This is a genomic window from Gynuella sp. (assembly GCF_050297175.1).
In the GTDB taxonomy this organism is placed as follows: Bacteria; Pseudomonadota; Gammaproteobacteria; order Pseudomonadales; family Natronospirillaceae; genus Gynuella.
This window is the reverse complement of sequence record NZ_JBNKSF010000008.1, coordinates 70,221-86,784: the sequence shown is the minus strand read 5'-3', so window position 1 is coordinate 86,784 and position 16,564 is coordinate 70,221. Positions and strand designations below refer to the sequence as shown.

Below are 16,564 nucleotides of genomic sequence, written 5' to 3'. Positions count from 1 at the left end.
GAAATGCAAATCCCAAAAGGTATTGATCAATCAGCACTGCTTCGTGTTGAGAGGTTGCTTTAATTAACTCTGGAGTTGAAGTTAGAGATGAAGCTGCAGTTAACCGTGGTTCAACGGGTTGTTATTTCTTTTTTATTAGTGGGTCTTTTATTACTTGGAATCGGCTTTACCGCGATTGTCTCGCAAAAAAAAGCATTGCGGACGGTAGAGTTTTATAACACCGAGTTGACACCCAATATCATTAATCATGCAGAGCTGAGTGTGGCTGTACTGTCTGCCAACAAAGCGCTCACGCAGTTTTCCAAAAGTAATGAAGACACCCAGCTGGAAAGTTATCGTGGTGAGTTCACTGAAGCGATGGATCGTTATCAGCGTGTTATCCGTCAGGTGAATTTTGATAATGAAGGACTCACAAAAGCTGACGCGCTGGTTCAGCAATTTCAGCAGGCAGCGAATGACTTCATGTCGCAGCGTCGGCAGAACCTAAAGCTCATGGCTGAAGAAACTGCCCGACTGGAAAAATTCAACAGTGAAATATTTTTCATGGAAGGAGACATCAAGGAATTGATCGAGGCTGCCGAAGACAACAACGAAGATCTTTGGAACCTGGGCTCGGCTGAAAAAACTGCTCTTGGTGTGTCCAGTGCTATCTCTGCCATTCGTAATCTCAATAACCCAGCCGATTACGAACAGAAAATCGCTTTTACCGATTCCATGCTGGCGGATTATAAATCCAAAGTTGATCAGCTCGGCGAGGTGGATCGGCAAAATAACGGCATATTGTCGCATTATTATGACGTGCTGCGTGCCGAAGTGCAGGTCGATGACGGGCTGATCAAGCTGCATGGTCGGATACTGACACAGCAGACCAGTCAGGAACAGGCACTGGAACAGATTACGGATTATGTCTCTCAGGTGCAGACTCTGTTGGAAGGTGTGTCTGATGCATTACAGGTTTCCTCTAATCGTGAAGCCAGCCGTGCTATTGATATGACCAAGCAATCGATCATGGTACTGGAGGTGCTGCTGGCTCTGGCATTGTTAATTGCCATTGTGGTGACATTTAATGTGGCCTCAAGTATTCGTAAGCCTCTTAACGGGCTGAAGGATTTTCTGAATAAAGTATCCCGAGGTGATCTGACGGATCTGATTCGTAATCATCGCAACGATGAGTTTGGCCAGATAGCCCGCTCTGTTGATGTGTTGGTCGAATGGTTACGCGAAGTGATTTCCGGTATCCATAAAGACTCCAGTCAGTTGCTGGAGATTGCCGAACGCTCTGACAGTAGTTCGAAAACTGTCAGTGAAACCGCCACGGAGCAGAAGCATCGTACAGAAAGTGTGACCAGCGCAGTGTCGACCATGCAGTCTGAAAGTCATGAAATGGTCGATAATGCCAGCCGTTCCTCACAGGAAGTAAATCGCCTTAATGATTCCGCCAGGGACAACCGTGAGAATATGGAGAAAAATATTGCGCTAATCAGTGAACTGGGTCAGAACCAGAGTGCCGCCACTCAAGTGGTGGCTGATCTGCAAAAAGCAACCGAGACCATTTCCAGCATTTTGTCGGTTATTGATGGGATTTCCGAACAAACTAACCTGCTGGCTCTCAATGCTGCCATTGAAGCAGCTCGTGCAGGGGATCAGGGGCGAGGATTTGCGGTCGTAGCCGATGAAGTTCGCAGCCTGGCACACAAGACCCAGGATTCTACTGAAGAAATCCATCGGATGATTACCAGTCTGATCGAACAGGCGGGTAAAACCTCTGAGTTGATGCAGGTAAATGAGACCCTCGCTCAACAATGTGTGCAGCAATCCACCTCGACCGGTCATGCGTTGGAGGAGATGCTCAGTGGATTGGCACAAATCAGCGCCATGAGTGGTGCCATTGTCAATGCTGCTGAGAAGCAGAATGTGGCGGCGTATGACGTTATGGAAAATATCCGTGCAATTGCCAGAATGGCCGAAAATGCGGTCGATCAGTCGCATGTCTCGGTTCAGGATAATATTGAACTGAAACAGTTTGCTGATCACCTGTATGGTTTGATCAAACAGTTCAAGGTGTAATTGGGTTTAACACGTCAGGTCGCTACAAGGAACATAACCCTGCGCCATTCATCATGGCCAGGGTCCGATTCATTAGGTTGATCGGTCATTATCACAGGTGACTGATGATCAGCCCGGTACCCGTCATAACTGCAAATAACAGCAGATACTTTGCTGTCTCCGCCAATTGCTGGTTAAGTGTCTGGCCACTGCGTTCCGGCAATTTTTTAATCAGTTTCATCAGCCAGGGGATACTCAGAAACGGCAGTGCCGGACCGACATCTTTTGCTGTATGCACAAATAGCCAGGTTTGAATCAGCAGTGGTGTGATCACCAGTATCTGATACAGGCGCTGGCTGTTTTCGAGCCCCAGTCTCACTGCCAGAGTGCGCTTGCCGGCCTGTTGGTCAGTGGGAATATCCCGAATGTTGTTGACCAGCATGATGGCCGCACTTAACAGCCCCATTTGTATGGCCACCCAGATCCCGGTGGTGGTGACGGTCTGCAGATGCAGGTACTGGGTACCAAGTACTGCAGCGAGACCAAAAAAGATAAATACCGTGACTTCGCCGAGTCCTAACGAAGCCAGTGGGAAAGGGCCACCGCTGTACCAGAACACACAGATCACAGAGGTGATAGCGATGGTCAGAATGGGCCAGCCTCCGGTCCAGATCAGATACAGGCCGATCAAAACCGCCAACACTACGGTGATGATGGCTGACCACAGCATCATAACCGGACTCACGTGGCCTGATTGTATTGCCCGTACTGGGCCTTGACGCTGATCGGTATCCACACCAGAGTGGTAGTCGAAATAGTCGTTGGCGAAGTTCACTGATATTTGCAGCAGTAGTGCACATAGCATGGTTAACACTGCCGTCAGCAGGCGAAAATCCGCTCCGAGACAGAGCAGGTTGGCCACCAGAATTGGGCTGATGGACGCAGGCAGAGTTTTAGGCCGGATGGCGATGATCCAGGGGTTGCTAGCAATAGACATATAAAAATTTGATTAATCAGAGGTTGAAACGTTTTCTCAGGAATTTGGCAATGCCGTCTTCGTCATGATGGCCGATGACTTCAGTCGCCATTGTTTTGATATTGTCTTCTGCATTGGCAGGGGCATAGGCTTCATCAGCGACTTCAAACATGCTGATATCATTTTCACCGTCACCAAAGCAGATAACCCGTTCAAAACCATGTTCCTGTTTGAGTAGCTGAATCGCACCGCCCTTACTGGCATTACAGTGATGAACATCCATCCAGAAATGTCCTGGGGTATACATATCTTCACCATAATAAGCGGTCAGATGTGCCATGTTTTTCAGTCGGCTGATCACTTTGCCCGTCAGTTCGCCCTGGCCGGACGTACTGATATTGGTGATGCCATCTTCGGGTAATGCTTCCAGGGGAAAAACATGACGACTGGTACGGTCTTTCAGTTCTGCATAAAAGGCATGATCGAAAGAGGATTGTAGTGCACCGTGGTATACCGCTTGTTGATGCTGGTCATCGATGGTCATAACAAACGGAGTCAGTGACGACTCGGCAAAGGCTTCCAGAACCTCGGTGACCTCCGTGCGGGTCAGGCAGTTTTTGTGGCTGAAAGACTGAGTCTGTGGGTTCCAGATGACCACCCCGTTTTTGTAGATCTGGGGTAATGGAAAGCGGTGACCGGCGAAGCAGGGCAGTGCAGCATGCAAGGTTCTGCCAGTAGCAACGGTGTAAGCGATATTTCGTTCCCCTAGTAATGCCAGGGTCTCCAGCGTGTAGGCAGATATCTGCTGTTGTCCATTTAACAGAGTTCCATCCAGATCAAAAACAATCAGTTCCAAGATACGTCTCCCGAATATATATGAGTGGTAAGTGTACGTGATAGAGGGGGGCTGGCACTAATGATTCGTTATCTGCCTGATATTGTTTTGCCATCTTAGGGATTAGTATTGATCGGGAGCCGATCAGAATATCCTGTGTATCGTCGTCAGGGAAAGTTTTGCGAGAGAGGCTTTCGTTCGATCATTTCATGTCTGTGCTGTGACCTCGGCAGAACATCTGAGTGGCAATTCGTCCGCACCTTGTTCTATGTGTATTCTGTACACCTGGGATCCTTGTCGCGCGGCATTAGGAGCGATCTGAACCAGAAGCCCTTTCAGTGGTTATGGTTTTTAAACAGTACTTGCTGGAGTACGGTGAATTCTTTCTTTACGTCGGCCTTTCCCCAAAAATCCGCTTCTGGTCGATTTATCCAGGATGTTTATCTTGTATTCGCTGTTTCAACAATCAATGACAATCGTCTGTTTGCGAAGATCGCTACCCAGTTCCTAGTCTGAGTAACGGGTTAAAAACGGATAAATCATCGTTCACAATATATGGTCATTGGCATGCCCATAAATTTATTTAGGTGTGGAATATGTACGTGAACCTGTAGTGTTGGATGAATAAACAAATTGCCCAGGTATTGTGAAGTTCAACTCATTATCGTCATTGGGCAGATGGATTTACGGAATATATCAGTTTATCGTCAATTCCAGATGTTATCTGATGCCCTTATAAAGACATTCATGATAATTCGGTTTTTCAGAGATTCCTTAAGTATTGGCTGACAACAATGCTTAACCCTGATCGGGGGATTATTCAGTTCCTCCGGAACTTTGATTGATCTGTTGAGACTGACTGGAGATCCCATGAACTTTCACACAATTATGACCCGTACGATGCAATGTATGGGAGTGCTGATGTTGAGCTGTATTGCTTTTTCTACCGTTGCGGACGGTCTTGATTCCGGTATGCGCAAACACTTTTCAAAACGTGCCGATGATAAAAAGGTTGTTGGATATTTTACCGAATGGGGCATTTATGGCCGTAACTATCATGTTAAAAATATCCACGACAGTGGTTCTGCCGAACAACTGACTCACATTATTTATGCCTTTGGTAATGTCCAGAATGGACGATGTCAGGTTGGTGACAGTTATGCTGATTATGAAAAATATTATGATGCTGAAGGTAGTGTGGATGGCGTTGCTGACAGTGATGAAGAAGGCGCCTTGCATGGTAACTTCGGTCAGCTACGACGGCTTAAGCAAATGTATCCACATTTGCAGATTCTTTGGTCATTCGGTGGCTGGAGCTGGTCATCCGGGTTCTCAGAAGCGGTGTTGAATCCTCAGGCCTTTGCGGATTCCTGTTACCAACTGGTGAACGATCCACGCTGGGCCGATGTTTTTGATGGCATTGATATTGACTGGGAATATCCAAATGATTGCGGTCTGAGCTGTGACAGCAGTGGTTTTGATGGATACCGGCAATTAATGCAGGCTCTGCGGCAGCGCTTTGGGGACCAGCTGGTCACTGCTGCCATTTCAGCCAATGAAGCCAAACTGAAGGTGGCGGACTACGCAGGTGCCGCCGAATATGTGGATTTCTACATGCTCATGTCTTATGACTTTTTCGGCACCTGGGACAGTACCGGACCCACTGCTCCCCATTCCCCTCTATACGCATATCCGGGCATTCCCGTTGGTTCATTTACGACTGATTATGCTGTTCAGGTATTGAAGGACAAGCAGATTCCTTCTGAAAAAATACTGTTGGGACTCGGGTTTTATGGTCGCGGCTGGACGGGAGTGACCAGTCCCTGGCCAGGTGATGGTGCGACAGGACCGGCAGCAGGTGTTTATGAGGCAGGTGTTAACGACTACAAGGTGTTGAAAGATATCTGTCCGGCAACCGGGCTGACCGGAGGTACCGCCTATGCCTATTGTGACGGTGACTGGTGGAGTTATGACACACCCTATACGGTGTTCAAAAAAATGCATTATGTCCGTCGTCAGGCGCTCGGAGGTGCTTTTTTCTGGGAGCTGAGTGGTGACACCGTCGATGGTGAGCTGCTACATGCCATCAGCAGCGGGTTGGGTAGATACCGTTGTTGGCGCTGATGGTGTAAATACATAGCAGACATGACTCCAGGCCGGCCTTTGGGTAGTATTCGGCCTTCTTTGTGGGCTCTGGAGTAGGTGGTAATGCAGGTACATTTGGCCGCGCGGTTGGCGAAAATCGCGCCGTTTCATGTCATGGCGCTGCTGGCACGAGCGCGGGAGTTACAGGACCAGGGACGGGATATCGTTCATCTGGAGGTGGGGGAACCGGATTTTCCCACGCCACAGGCCATTATCGATGCAGCCCAGTCGGCGGTTGCCAGTGGTGAAACCCGCTATACAGCGGCTTTGGGGATTCCCCAGCTCCGACAGAAAATCGCTGATTTTTATCAGCAGAAATACCAGCTGCAAATGCCCGCCTCTCGTATTGCCGTCACTCCAGGTGCATCCGGAGCTCTGCAGTTGGCCTTTGCTGCCAGCCTGAACAGTGGTGACGAGTTGATTCTGATCGAACCCGGTTATCCCTGTAACCGGCATTTTGCTGAGTTGTTTGGGATTCAGCCGGTGATTGTTAACACTGAGCGTCACAATGGCTATCTGCCTACCCTTGAAGAACTGGAATCCGCATGTACGTCCCGTACCCGGGGACTACTGCTGGCGTCACCCGGTAACCCCACCGGTACGGTGATTCCCAGAGCACTGTTGCTGGAAATTATTGCATTCTGCCAGTGCCACAACATTCAGCTGTTTATGGATGAAATCTATCAGGGACTGGTGTTCGACTGTGATCAGGCTGATACCGTTCTGCAATACGAACAGCGTGCCTGGGTTATTCAAAGTTTTTCCAAATACTTCCAGATGACTGGCTGGCGTTTGGGCTGGCTGGTTATGCCGGAGGGCTATGAGGATGCGGTGAATCGCATTGCTCAGAATATTTTCCTGTGTCCACCCAGTATGTCTCAGTACGGGGCTGTAAGGGCCTTTGATGCGGATGTCATTGAGCTGCTGGAACAACGCCGAAGTGAGTTGCGACAGCGCCGGGATATCCTCAAGCAGGGGCTGGAGAGATTAGGGTTTGTCATTGATGCCGCTCCGGACGGAGCGTTTTATTTGTATTGCGATGCATCTGCATTTACCCGTGATGCCATGACCTTCTGTTGGCAGTTGTTGGAACAAGCGGGGATTGCCGCTACCCCGGGTGAGGACTTTGGTGGTGCCCATCCCGATACCAGTATTCGTTTTGCCTATACTCAGCCGATAGCGGTGTTGCAGGAGGCACTGGCGCGCCTGGAGAGTTTTATCGGTGCAGTTTGATCGGGCATTGGTCGAAGGCAGGCTGGTCCGCCGTTACAAGCGTTTCTTTATGGATGCCGAGCTGCCGGATGGCCGCATTGTGACGGCTCATTGTCCCAATACCGGCTCTATGAAGAACCTGTTGCTGCCTGGCGCTCCGGTATGGCTGCTGCCAAACGATGATCCAAAGCGCAAGCTGCGGTATACCTGGGAGTTGCTTGAACGGAAGGGGGAGATGATTGCCGTGAACACCCAGCGGGCAAATGCTCTGGTGGCTGAGTCGCTCCGGGAGCATTGGATTGCTGAGCTGGCTGATTATCAAACGGTGCGTTCTGAGGTGCGTTACGGGCAGGAAAACTCCCGCATTGATTTCCTGTTGCAGCAACCGGGATTGCCCGATTGTTATGTGGAAGTGAAAAATGTCACCTTAATGGAGTCCGACGGTCATGGCTATTTTCCTGATGCGGTTACCAGCCGTGGTCAAAAACATTTGCGCGAACTGACCCTGCTGGCACAGCAGGGATATGCTGCAGTATTGCTGTTTCATGTGGCGCATAGTGGCATTAAGACGGTCCGTGCTGCCGGTCATATCGATCCACAATATGCCGCAGCGCTGGTTAATGCCCGGCAGGCCGGGGTCAGAGTACTTTGTTATGGCAGCCGGGTATCTGTTTCCGGTATTTATTGTGATGTTGTTCGGAGCTTTGAAGAAGATTGATGCGATTACCGCCATTTGTTTTTGCCATGCTGGCCAATTTGTTTTGGGCTGGAAATGCCATTGCCGGAAAGATGGCTGCGGGGCAGATTCCTCCGTTGACATTGAATTTCTGGCGCTGGTGTGTTGCTGCGCTGATTCTTGCACCGATTGCCGCGCCTCAGTCCTGGCGGCACCGGGTCTGGTTCTGGCAGCATAAATGGTTGGTGCTGACCTTGTCCGTTCTGAGTGTGACGCTCTATAACACGATTCAATATCTGGCGCTGAAATATACCAGCCCCGGTAACGTGGGCATTGTGACTGCGATGATCCCGGTTATTATTCTGATCATGAATATTCTGCTATTTGGCCATCGCCCCGGCCGCTATCAGGTGGCCGGTATTGCATTGGCGCTGGCTGGGGTAGTGTATGTCCTCACGGGAGGAGATTTTGCGGAATTGCAGATTAATCGTGGCGATGCCGTTATGTTGCTGTCGGTGTTATCGTTTGCGACCTATTCTGTTTTGTTGCAGAAGGTTCCCAGGGAAATGGAAACAGGCGCGGTACTGTTTGTGCTGATGCTGGTGGGCATAGTCTGTATGTTTCCTGCATATGTTTTTGAGGTAAATCAGGGGAGCCAATGGGATATGGGGCAGGCACGTAACTGGTACCTGTTGTTATATGTAGCAACACTGCCATCCATCGGCTCTTATTACTGCTGGAATATAGCAATCAAACATGGAGGTTCGGTATTGACTGGTCTGAGTATTAATTTGTTGCCGGTGTTTGCGCTGGTACTGGCTTGGATGTTATTAGGGGATGCAATTGAATGGGTGCAACTGGTGGCGGTAGCATTGATTTTTTCCGGTATTTATGTGGCAACCAGGCGCAAGGATGTGTGAGGACTTATGATTAGATTTTCATTATTTGTCGTGTTGTTGTTTCTGGTGTCCTGCCAGAAATACGATGATACTTTTCTGCCTCCTTTGATTGATCCTGTTGTGCGTCTGCATATCCCGTTACCTGACTTTGGTGCCATTACCGACGTGACTCTGAAAAAGCAGACGTTCTTTGAGTTTATGGCACCTATTGTCGAGCAGGAAAATCTGCATATTTTGAAACTGCGGACAGCATTGTTACAACTGCGGAAGAAAATGATGCTGCCAAACGGTCGTTTAAGTCGTTACCAGCAATTATGGTTGAACAATGTTGCCCGGAAATACGAAAGCAAGTCCTGTCAGGCCCTTAATCCGGAATGTTTGGATGATCTGCTATTGCGGGTGGATAAAATTCCTGCGTCATTGGTGCTGGCCCAGGCGGCCAATGAGTCGGCCTGGGGGACATCCCGTTTTGCGCGTCGTGGTAATAACTTTTTCGGTCAATGGTGTTTTGTTCGTGGCTGCGGGATTGTACCTAGTCAGAGAGATGAAGGGTTTGTCCATGAAGTAAAGGTGTTTAAGAGTGTGGATTACTCTGTGCGTGCCTATTTGTTAAATCTGAATACCAATCCCGCGTATAAGAAGTTGCGTAAAATTCGTCGGCAGCTGCGTGAGAATTCCAATATTCCTGATGGCACCAGTCTGGCGGTCGGACTTTCCAATTATTCCCAGCGTGGTCAGGCTTACGTGCAGGAGATTATTCATATGATTGAGTATAACAACCTTAAAGATTACGAGATTGCTATCTGATAAGCATGGTTACTGCTTCTTGTATTCATCAATGTCCTGGATGACGCCGAAAATAATATCGCCCTCACCAGATGATTTTATCCGGCCCGTCAAACGCATCCAGCGTGGATTTTTAAAGCCGTTATAAACTGCCTCAATGTCAAATGGTGTGCGCAGTAGCACCGTCACTTCCACTGATGCTTGAATTTCTGCTTGTGACTCCGGCGAAAACAACTCCAGCATTTCCTTAAGGCTGGCCTGTTGACGGAATGGAATACCAAGAATTCGACACACTTCTGCAGTGAATCGTATTTGTCTGGTGCCGACGATGTAGGACCAGCCGCCGATGTTGGCTAATCTGCCTGCCTGTTCCAGAACCTGTCTCGAGTGTTCAAGCTCTTCCAGAATTTGACGGTTTTGGGTGATGTCCCGATAGATCAGCCAGCTGCCAATAATTTCTCCGTGTTCATTGTATTGAGCCGATGCCCTTAAGCTGATTGGAATGACATGCCCATCTTTGTGAATAAATTCCTTTTCAAACACATCAGAATAACCACGTTGCCGTACTTGTGAGGTAATCTGTTCTTCAATGTCTTCCCAGCCAGGAGGTGTATAGTCTCTGAAAGTAAGCTGTTGAAGTTCTTGCTGGTTGTAACCAATCAGGTTTTCAAATGCATGGTTAGCAAGCTCACAGGTGTCGTCGTTACGAAAGTAGGCAATTGCGTCAAAACTGCAATCAAACAGGGTTCTGAACATTTCTTCAGAATCTTTCAACTGTTGAACCAGTTTATCATTGTCAAATTGTGTTCGGGCGATACTCCAGATAAAGCGCTCTCCAGTCTGCCTGGATGTTTCCATAAAAAGACGAATGGAGACCCTTAGTGGTGTTCCATTCTTGTGGATGTATTCTTTTTCGAGAATGGAGCTGTATCCTTTGGAGTTTAACTGTTCCCGTAAATTGTCTTCGTGGTGATCGATCCATTGCTGCGAACAGAACGTCAGAATATTCTGCCCCAGTAGTTCTTCCTCGGTATATCCCAGCATATGACAGAAGGATGGGTTGGTATCGATGATGATGCCGTCTTCCCTGGTCAGGCAAATGGCATCAATGCTTTTATTGAACAGATTGATGTAGTGTTCTGGTTGCTCAACCGACAGATTGACCTGCTGAATCAGGGGGTGACAGATCAGACAGTAAAAATTGGTCTCACTGCCACTTTCATTGACTGGGACAATCTCAATATCAAATGTCACCGGGTGCTTGCGTTGATGCAGGAAAGATTGCCGTATCTGCCGCGGCAAGGTTGGCTCTTTCAGATTGTCGCTCAGTTGATCATCGCCGCTGATGAACTTCTGGCAATACTGACCGGTCAGGTCGCTGACCTGATATCCGAGAGTCAGGGCAAAGCTTGAGTTGCTGTGAATAATTTCACCTTGCGGGGTACACAGAATGACGGCATCACTGAGATGTTCGATCAGTTGGTATGTCCATGTAGGTTCATGGTTTGGCATGCTGAATCTCCTGCGCAGAACACCATTATAGGTTAAAGCTTCGGAGCTTCGTTTTTAACTGCTGAAAACGAATGGGTTTACCCAAAAAGTCATCCATACCCGACTGTTGAGCATTATTTCGGTCCTCGCTGGTATCGTTGGCGGTAATAGCGATGATTATTCCCTCATAACCCAGAGCTCGAATCTGCCGCGTGGCTTCAAAACCATCCATGACCGGCATTTGTATATCCATGAGTATCAGATCAAAGTGCCGGTTGGCAGCCAGATCGACGGCTTTGGCGCCGTTATCAGCAATCACAACCTGATAATGCATTTGTTCCATCAGTCGAACCAGAACCTTGGCATTGATGTGGTTATCTTCGACCACCAGAACACAGCGCTCTTTATTGCCGGTAAGACCTGTTAGCACCCGCTGTTGTTCGAGATTTGGGGCTGCTGAAGGGTATTCAAGGTGGACCAGTGTTCCTTTATGGGGAATGGATTCGAGCGTTATTTTTCCAAAGAGGCGCTTGATGATTTCGGCTGCCAGTGGCAGACCGATTCCCATGCCTTCGGCGCCCCTGGTTTTACCATGGTCCATTTGAAAGAACAGATCAAACACTTTGGTTTGTTTGTCTTCAGGGATGCCAATGCCATCGTCTTCGATGTTCCAGATCATGCGGTCATCCTGACCGTTGGTTGTTTCCACCCAAACCACCACTTTGATAATGCCACGAGGACTAAATTTAAACGCATTCTCGACGATATTTTCCAACAGAATGGTTAACAGTCTTTCATCGGAATAAATTCTGTATTCGGGGCTGACATTGGAAATCAATTTCCATTGCTGGTCGGCTTTACGGGTAACCTCTGCGGTCTCATTTAACGCAGAAAGCAGGTTTTGAATTGAAAAATATTGATAGTTGACCCGAAGTTTTTGGGTATTGAGTTCACTCAGCAGTACCAGATTATCGACATTACGACGAAGTCTGTCACTGCCGTAAGCCAGATCCCGAATATGTTCACTGGAAGGATTTTCGCGCAACAGGTCAATTGCAGAATAGACAATATTCAGCGGTGTTTTCAATTCATGACTGATAATGTTGAGCAGTTCATTTTTCTGATTATTCAACTCCTGCTCCAATTCAAGTTTGTCCGCCAGCTGCTCGTTCATTTCCTGTAATGACTGAGTATGCTGTTTGCGCAGTGCTTCGTGCTCCTTACGAAGTCGTTGTATTCGCATAGCCATGGCCCAGGACAGGAAAATAGCCTCCAGAGCGGTACCGGTTTTCAGAGACTCGCGTCCCAACAGCTCTGTACCTACACCAATAATAATGGAGTACTGGTGGCCAGCGATGCCGAGCAAGAGGGCCAGCCAGCCAAGAAAGAACAGGATTGCATAGTAACCTTTGTGCAGGATGACCCACGCACTGGAAGACAACATGAAAACCACCACGACGATGGATAAGGGCGCGAACAATGAAACAAAAATATCAATAGAGGGATAGGCCGCGACTGCAAGCATAATGAATTGGGCAGACAGGCAGAACCGGAAAACAAATTTAAACAGCGCGGGTTGATATTTAATTCGCAGAATATTGTCGGCAAACAGCAGCGCAAAAATCAGGCTGGCAGGGGCCAGAAACAAAACCACCCGCTGTTCCCAGATTGGATCTGAATACCAATGCCATTCGAATAGAAAACCTCGTAATGACAAAGTGTAAAGTGACACCAAGGTGATATAAAAAATATAGAACCAGTAACCACTTTCCTTGGTCGATAATGCCAATGCCGCATTGTATAGCACCAGGGCTAGGATGAAGCCGATAAAAAGGTAAGTGGAGTTATAGGTATCACCGGCAATACGTCCAAGGTCGGATTCCTTCCCGGCTAAAATACGAAAACTCATGGAAAAGACAGATTCTGCGCTCAGTAGCAGTTGATACTCACTGTTGGCTGGCAGATCGACATACCATTCAAGCATACGGCCATGATAAGGACGGTCTTCTATCGGGGTCAGAGAACTGAGATGGATAGTGGGTAGCCAATCTCCGGTTTTGGTGTCATGGAGATAAATATTGGCAGAGCCAATCTGCGCATGATGCCAAAAGAAACGCATGCGTTTCTTTTGATCAGAGCTGTTGGAAACTTTAAAACGTAACCATTCTGTCTGTTTAGAGAATCCCCGGCCAGGAGTCTCACGATCCACAGACTGCCAGTTATGGCTGCTGGCAACATCCTCTATGGTTGTGTTTCTGGGAGTTGTCAGGCGTTCGGCATAATCCCAGACTTCGACAGGCGTTTGCAGTGCAGAAATGTCTATGTTTCCGGCCCAAGAAAACAGCGGTACAACCAGTAATAGTATCAGGCAGACCTGTTGTCGATAGCTCAAAAGATAGCTCCAGTTGATTGACAGGCAATAACTGATGTAAAAGTGATCATATTTGCCGGTTAACGGGTTTGGGAATTACATTGCAGCATCATTCAATACTGCGGCTCAATACTCAAGGACATCTCTAAATTCTTTTTCATGATTCCGATGTCAGCATCATCCATTGTTTTCTGATACTCCCATAGAAACCCTGTTAATTTCTGAAAAAGATGGACGCCTATGATGCCGATAACAGCTCTGTTCGGAAAACTGCTGTTAGCCGTTTTTTCAGAGACCTTTTAATGTTTACAAGGTTCCGAACATGATCCTGGTGTCATCATTGTCTTAAGTGGTGCTGATTCTTCCAGAATCTGCCGAACGGATCAAACGGCTTCCTGTGGAATGACGATTGATCCGATTCCGATACCTGAAAGCGTGACCCCGCTACCTCAATTCAGCGTAGATGAAGAGTAAAAAATGGGCATTATTTTATTATATGGGTTAATAAGTGGAATGATTATCAATCTGCTGTTTATGGTGCCTGGATTGCATCGTTTACCGGATCCAGAGAAAGGGCCAGGTTGCTGTCGATGTGGATGATACGAATAGTACAGTTTTGTAAGCGTGGTATCTGATGTAGCTCATGGATTGGCAGGTTAATCGCTTTGGCTAACAGAGTACGGATCCAGACACCATGGGAAACTATCAGGGCATTACTGAATGATTGGCGGTGCAGCGTTGTTTTAAACCAGTTCCAGGCTCTTTGCTGTAATGCAGTATAGCTTTCTCCATCGACGATGGAAAAAAGCTCCGGTCTGTTTGTGTAATTGTGATAACTATCAGGCTCGGTAGCCTGGACTTCCGCGTGTAGCCGGCCTTCCCAGCATCCCAGATGAATTTCCCGCAGTGCATCTTCAAAGTGAATGGAAGCGTTAGGGGAGAGGTGGGGTTGCAGTATGTCCAGTGTCTGGCGAGTGCGCAGACTAGTGCTGCAATAGATATGATCAAATGGGATGTGTTTTAGCTGCCCCGCAGCCTGTTGGGTCTGGATAATGCCCTGGTCTGATAGAGTGGATTCACTGCGCCCCTGAATACGGCCCTCGCGATTCCACTCTGTTTCGCCATGGCGAATGAGATAGACATTACTCAAACGCATAAAAGCAGACTGCGGAAATTATGACAATTAAGGAAGATGTTATCCTTTCATATTATGGAAGAAATCTTCATTGGTCTTGAATAATTTCAACTTATCAATGAGGAATTCAACCGCCTGAACATCTTCCATGTCACTGAGAATTTTTCTCAGGATCCAGATACGCTGCAGTTCCGCCTGATTAATCATCATGTCTTCACGACGGGTGCCGGAGCGACGGATATTGATGGCTGGGAAAATGCGTTTTTCTGCAATTTTCCGGTCCAGGTGAACTTCCATATTACCAGTACCTTTGAACTCTTCGTAAATGACTTCGTCCATTTTGGAACCGGTATCTACCAGAGCTGTGGCAATGATCGTCAGCGAACCGCCTTCTTCAATGTTACGTGCTGCACCAAAGAAACGTTTTGGGCGTTCCAGAGCATGGGCATCCACACCACCTGTCAGTACTTTTCCTGAGGAAGGCACAATGGTGTTATAGGCACGAGCCAGTCGAGTAATGGAGTCCAGCAGAATAATAACGTCTTTTTTATGTTCAACCAGACGCTTTGCTTTTTCGATCACCATTTCAGCAACCTGAACGTGACGTGATGGTGGCTCGTCGAACGTAGAAGCAATAACTTCACCGCGCACTGAGCGTTGCATCTCGGTTACTTCTTCAGGCCGTTCGTCGATCAGCAGTACCATCAGATAACATTCTGGGTTATTTCTGGCGATCGCTTGTGCAGCATGTTGCAGCATCAGCGTTTTACCGGCCTTTGGTGGCGAAACAATCAGACCACGCTGACCTTTACCGATAGGGGCAATCAAATCCAGGATACGGCCTGAAAGGTCTTCGGAACTACCATTACCGGCTTCGAGTACGAGGCGATCCTGAGGAAAGAGGGGGGTAAGGTTTTCGAACAGAACTTTGTTGCGGGCGTTTTCGGTAGTCTCATGATTGATGGTGTCGACTTTCAATAACGCGAAATATCGTTCACCTTCTTTCGGTGGGCGGATCTTACCGGCAACGGTGTCGCCTGTTCTTAAATTAAAACGACGGATCTGACTCGGTGAAACATAGATGTCATCCGGGCCGGCGAGATAGGAGGCGCTGGCTGAACGAAGGAAGCCAAAGCCATCCTGAAGTATTTCGAGCACCCCGTCTCCGAAAATATCCTCACCGCCTTTTGCATGCTTTTTCAAAATGGCGAAGATGAGATCCTGCTTACGGGTTCTGTTAATGTTTTCCAGACCTGCTTCTTGGGCAATATCCAGAAGTTCGGGTACAGCTTTGGTTTTTAAATCACTGAGATTCATAGGAATGCGATACTAGTTATTTGTTATTAAAAAGGATTAGAAATAGTTAAGGGGGATATTCGGCTAGAAAGCCGAGGAATCAGAAATAGTTATAAGCACAATATAGTGAGAGTGAGGCAGGCTGTCCAGACAGAAATGCATTTTTTTTTGGAAAAGGAGCATTTATGCTCCTTTTCCATGATCTGTCAGATACTACTGTCAACAAATTCCATTAATTGGGATTTTGACAGTGCTCCTACTTTAGTAGCAACCACATTGCCACCTTTGAAAATCATCAGGGTTGGGATTCCTCTAATGCCATATTTAGGTGGAGTATTGGGGTTTTCATCGATATTCAGTTTGGCAATGACCAGCTTGTCGCCATAGTCTTCAGCCACATCGTTCAGAACAGGTGCGATCATTTTGCATGGACCACACCATTCTGCCCAGTAATCGACCAGCACGGGCTTTTCATTAGCCAGTACGTCCTGTTCAAAGCTGTCGTCGGTTACTTTAATAATTGCATCACTCATGTTCTTGTCACCGTTATTAAAAAAGCAGGGAGATTGCTGATAAAAATTATTTAACTCAGGGTGGAGGTCAAACATAGGGTTAATCAGTTCAACTTTCAATACCAATTTATTGAAGGAGCCTCTGAATAACTATTTATGTTGCCAGCGCTGCGTTAAAAATCCG

At 47.6% G+C, this 16,564-nt stretch carries 13 protein-coding genes; 6 read left to right on the top strand and 7 right to left on the bottom strand.

Annotation, left to right across the window (positions count from 1 at the left end):
• The first annotated feature begins 87 nt into the window (after window positions 1-87).
• Window positions 88-2,067, top strand: coding sequence for a methyl-accepting chemotaxis protein (locus ACQY6I_RS03350; RefSeq protein ID WP_428240055.1), 1,980 nt, complete (start codon window positions 88-90; stop codon window positions 2,065-2,067).
• Window positions 2,068-2,158: 91 nt separating this feature from the next.
• On the opposite strand, the gene ACQY6I_RS03345 is transcribed toward ACQY6I_RS03350, so the two are convergent.
• Window positions 2,159-3,043 carry a 1,4-dihydroxy-2-naphthoate polyprenyltransferase gene (locus tag ACQY6I_RS03345; protein WP_428240054.1) on the bottom strand — a complete coding sequence of 295 codons (885 nt, stop codon included), beginning with the start codon at window positions 3,041-3,043 and terminating at the stop codon, window positions 2,159-2,161.
• 16 nt (window positions 3,044-3,059) lie between these two features.
• Window positions 3,060-3,878, bottom strand: coding sequence for an HAD family hydrolase (locus tag ACQY6I_RS03340; protein WP_428240053.1), 819 nt, complete (start codon window positions 3,876-3,878; stop codon window positions 3,060-3,062).
• Window positions 3,879-4,727: 849 nt separating this feature from the next.
• Between ACQY6I_RS03340 and ACQY6I_RS03335 the strand changes: the two genes are divergently transcribed.
• The 5 genes from ACQY6I_RS03335 (at window position 4,728) to ACQY6I_RS03315 (ending at window position 9,596) form a co-directional block, all read left to right on the top strand.
• A complete protein-coding gene (locus tag ACQY6I_RS03335; protein WP_428240052.1) occupies window positions 4,728-5,981 on the top strand; it encodes a glycoside hydrolase family 18 protein in 1,254 nt (417 codons plus the stop codon).
• Window positions 5,982-6,065: 84 nt separating this feature from the next.
• Complete coding sequence (locus ACQY6I_RS03330; protein ID WP_428240051.1) at window positions 6,066-7,235, top strand: aminotransferase class I/II-fold pyridoxal phosphate-dependent enzyme; 1,170 nt, start codon at window positions 6,066-6,068, stop codon at window positions 7,233-7,235.
• The gene (gene sfsA, locus ACQY6I_RS03325; RefSeq protein WP_428240050.1) at window positions 7,225-7,932 is read left to right on the top strand and encodes a DNA/RNA nuclease SfsA; all 708 of its coding nucleotides are present in this window, start codon (window positions 7,225-7,227) and stop codon (window positions 7,930-7,932) included. The genes ACQY6I_RS03330 and sfsA overlap by 11 nt, the downstream gene beginning before the upstream one ends.
• Window positions 7,932-8,810, top strand: a complete 879-nt coding sequence (locus ACQY6I_RS03320; protein ID WP_428240049.1) for a DMT family transporter — start codon at window positions 7,932-7,934, stop codon at window positions 8,808-8,810. The genes sfsA and ACQY6I_RS03320 overlap by 1 nt, the downstream gene beginning before the upstream one ends.
• Window positions 8,811-8,816: 6 nt before the next feature.
• Window positions 8,817-9,596, top strand: a complete 780-nt coding sequence (locus ACQY6I_RS03315) for a glucosaminidase domain-containing protein (RefSeq protein WP_428240048.1) — start codon at window positions 8,817-8,819, stop codon at window positions 9,594-9,596.
• 9 nt (window positions 9,597-9,605) lie between these two features.
• Here ACQY6I_RS03315 and ACQY6I_RS03310 read toward each other — a convergent pair whose 3' ends face one another.
• The 5 genes from ACQY6I_RS03310 to trxA all read right to left on the bottom strand — a co-directional run bounded on the left by ACQY6I_RS03310 (window position 9,606) and on the right by trxA (window position 16,401).
• Window positions 9,606-11,087 (bottom strand): PAS domain S-box protein, encoded by a 1,482-nt coding sequence (locus tag ACQY6I_RS03310; protein WP_428240047.1) that lies wholly within the window; start codon window positions 11,085-11,087, stop codon window positions 9,606-9,608.
• A 25-nt stretch (window positions 11,088-11,112) separates the two neighbouring features.
• On the bottom strand, window positions 11,113-13,458 hold the full coding sequence (locus tag ACQY6I_RS03305; RefSeq protein WP_428240046.1) for a hybrid sensor histidine kinase/response regulator: 2,346 nt from the start codon (window positions 13,456-13,458) through the stop codon (window positions 11,113-11,115).
• 511 nt (window positions 13,459-13,969) lie between these two features.
• Window positions 13,970-14,593, bottom strand: coding sequence for a histidine phosphatase family protein (locus ACQY6I_RS03300; RefSeq protein WP_428240045.1), 624 nt, complete (start codon window positions 14,591-14,593; stop codon window positions 13,970-13,972).
• A 39-nt stretch (window positions 14,594-14,632) separates the two neighbouring features.
• On the bottom strand, window positions 14,633-15,889 hold the full coding sequence (rho, locus tag ACQY6I_RS03295; protein WP_428240044.1) for a transcription termination factor Rho: 1,257 nt from the start codon (window positions 15,887-15,889) through the stop codon (window positions 14,633-14,635).
• Between the two features lie 185 nt (window positions 15,890-16,074).
• Window positions 16,075-16,401, bottom strand: a complete 327-nt coding sequence (gene trxA, locus ACQY6I_RS03290) for a thioredoxin TrxA (protein WP_044619823.1) — start codon at window positions 16,399-16,401, stop codon at window positions 16,075-16,077.
• Between the last annotated feature and the right edge of the window lie 163 nt (window positions 16,402-16,564).

Excerpts from the sequence above, each read along its gene's own strand:
- ACQY6I_RS03350 (WP_428240055.1), top strand. The coding sequence starts at position 88 with ATGAAGCTGCAGTTAACCGTGGTTCAACGGGTTGTTATTTCTTTTTTA.
- ACQY6I_RS03345 (WP_428240054.1), bottom strand. The coding sequence starts at position 3,043 with ATGTCTATTGCTAGCAACCCCTGGATCATCGCCATCCGGCCTAAAACT.
- ACQY6I_RS03335 (WP_428240052.1), top strand. The coding sequence starts at position 4,728 with ATGAACTTTCACACAATTATGACCCGTACGATGCAATGTATGGGAGTG.
- ACQY6I_RS03330 (WP_428240051.1), top strand. The coding sequence starts at position 6,066 with ATGCAGGTACATTTGGCCGCGCGGTTGGCGAAAATCGCGCCGTTTCAT.
- ACQY6I_RS03320 (WP_428240049.1), top strand. The coding sequence starts at position 7,932 with ATGCGATTACCGCCATTTGTTTTTGCCATGCTGGCCAATTTGTTTTGG.
- ACQY6I_RS03315 (WP_428240048.1), top strand. The coding sequence starts at position 8,817 with ATGATTAGATTTTCATTATTTGTCGTGTTGTTGTTTCTGGTGTCCTGC.
- ACQY6I_RS03310 (WP_428240047.1), bottom strand. The coding sequence starts at position 11,087 with ATGCCAAACCATGAACCTACATGGACATACCAACTGATCGAACATCTC.
- ACQY6I_RS03300 (WP_428240045.1), bottom strand. The coding sequence starts at position 14,593 with ATGCGTTTGAGTAATGTCTATCTCATTCGCCATGGCGAAACAGAGTGG.
- rho (WP_428240044.1), bottom strand. The coding sequence starts at position 15,889 with ATGAATCTCAGTGATTTAAAAACCAAAGCTGTACCCGAACTTCTGGAT.
- trxA (WP_044619823.1), bottom strand. The coding sequence starts at position 16,401 with ATGAGTGATGCAATTATTAAAGTAACCGACGACAGCTTTGAACAGGAC.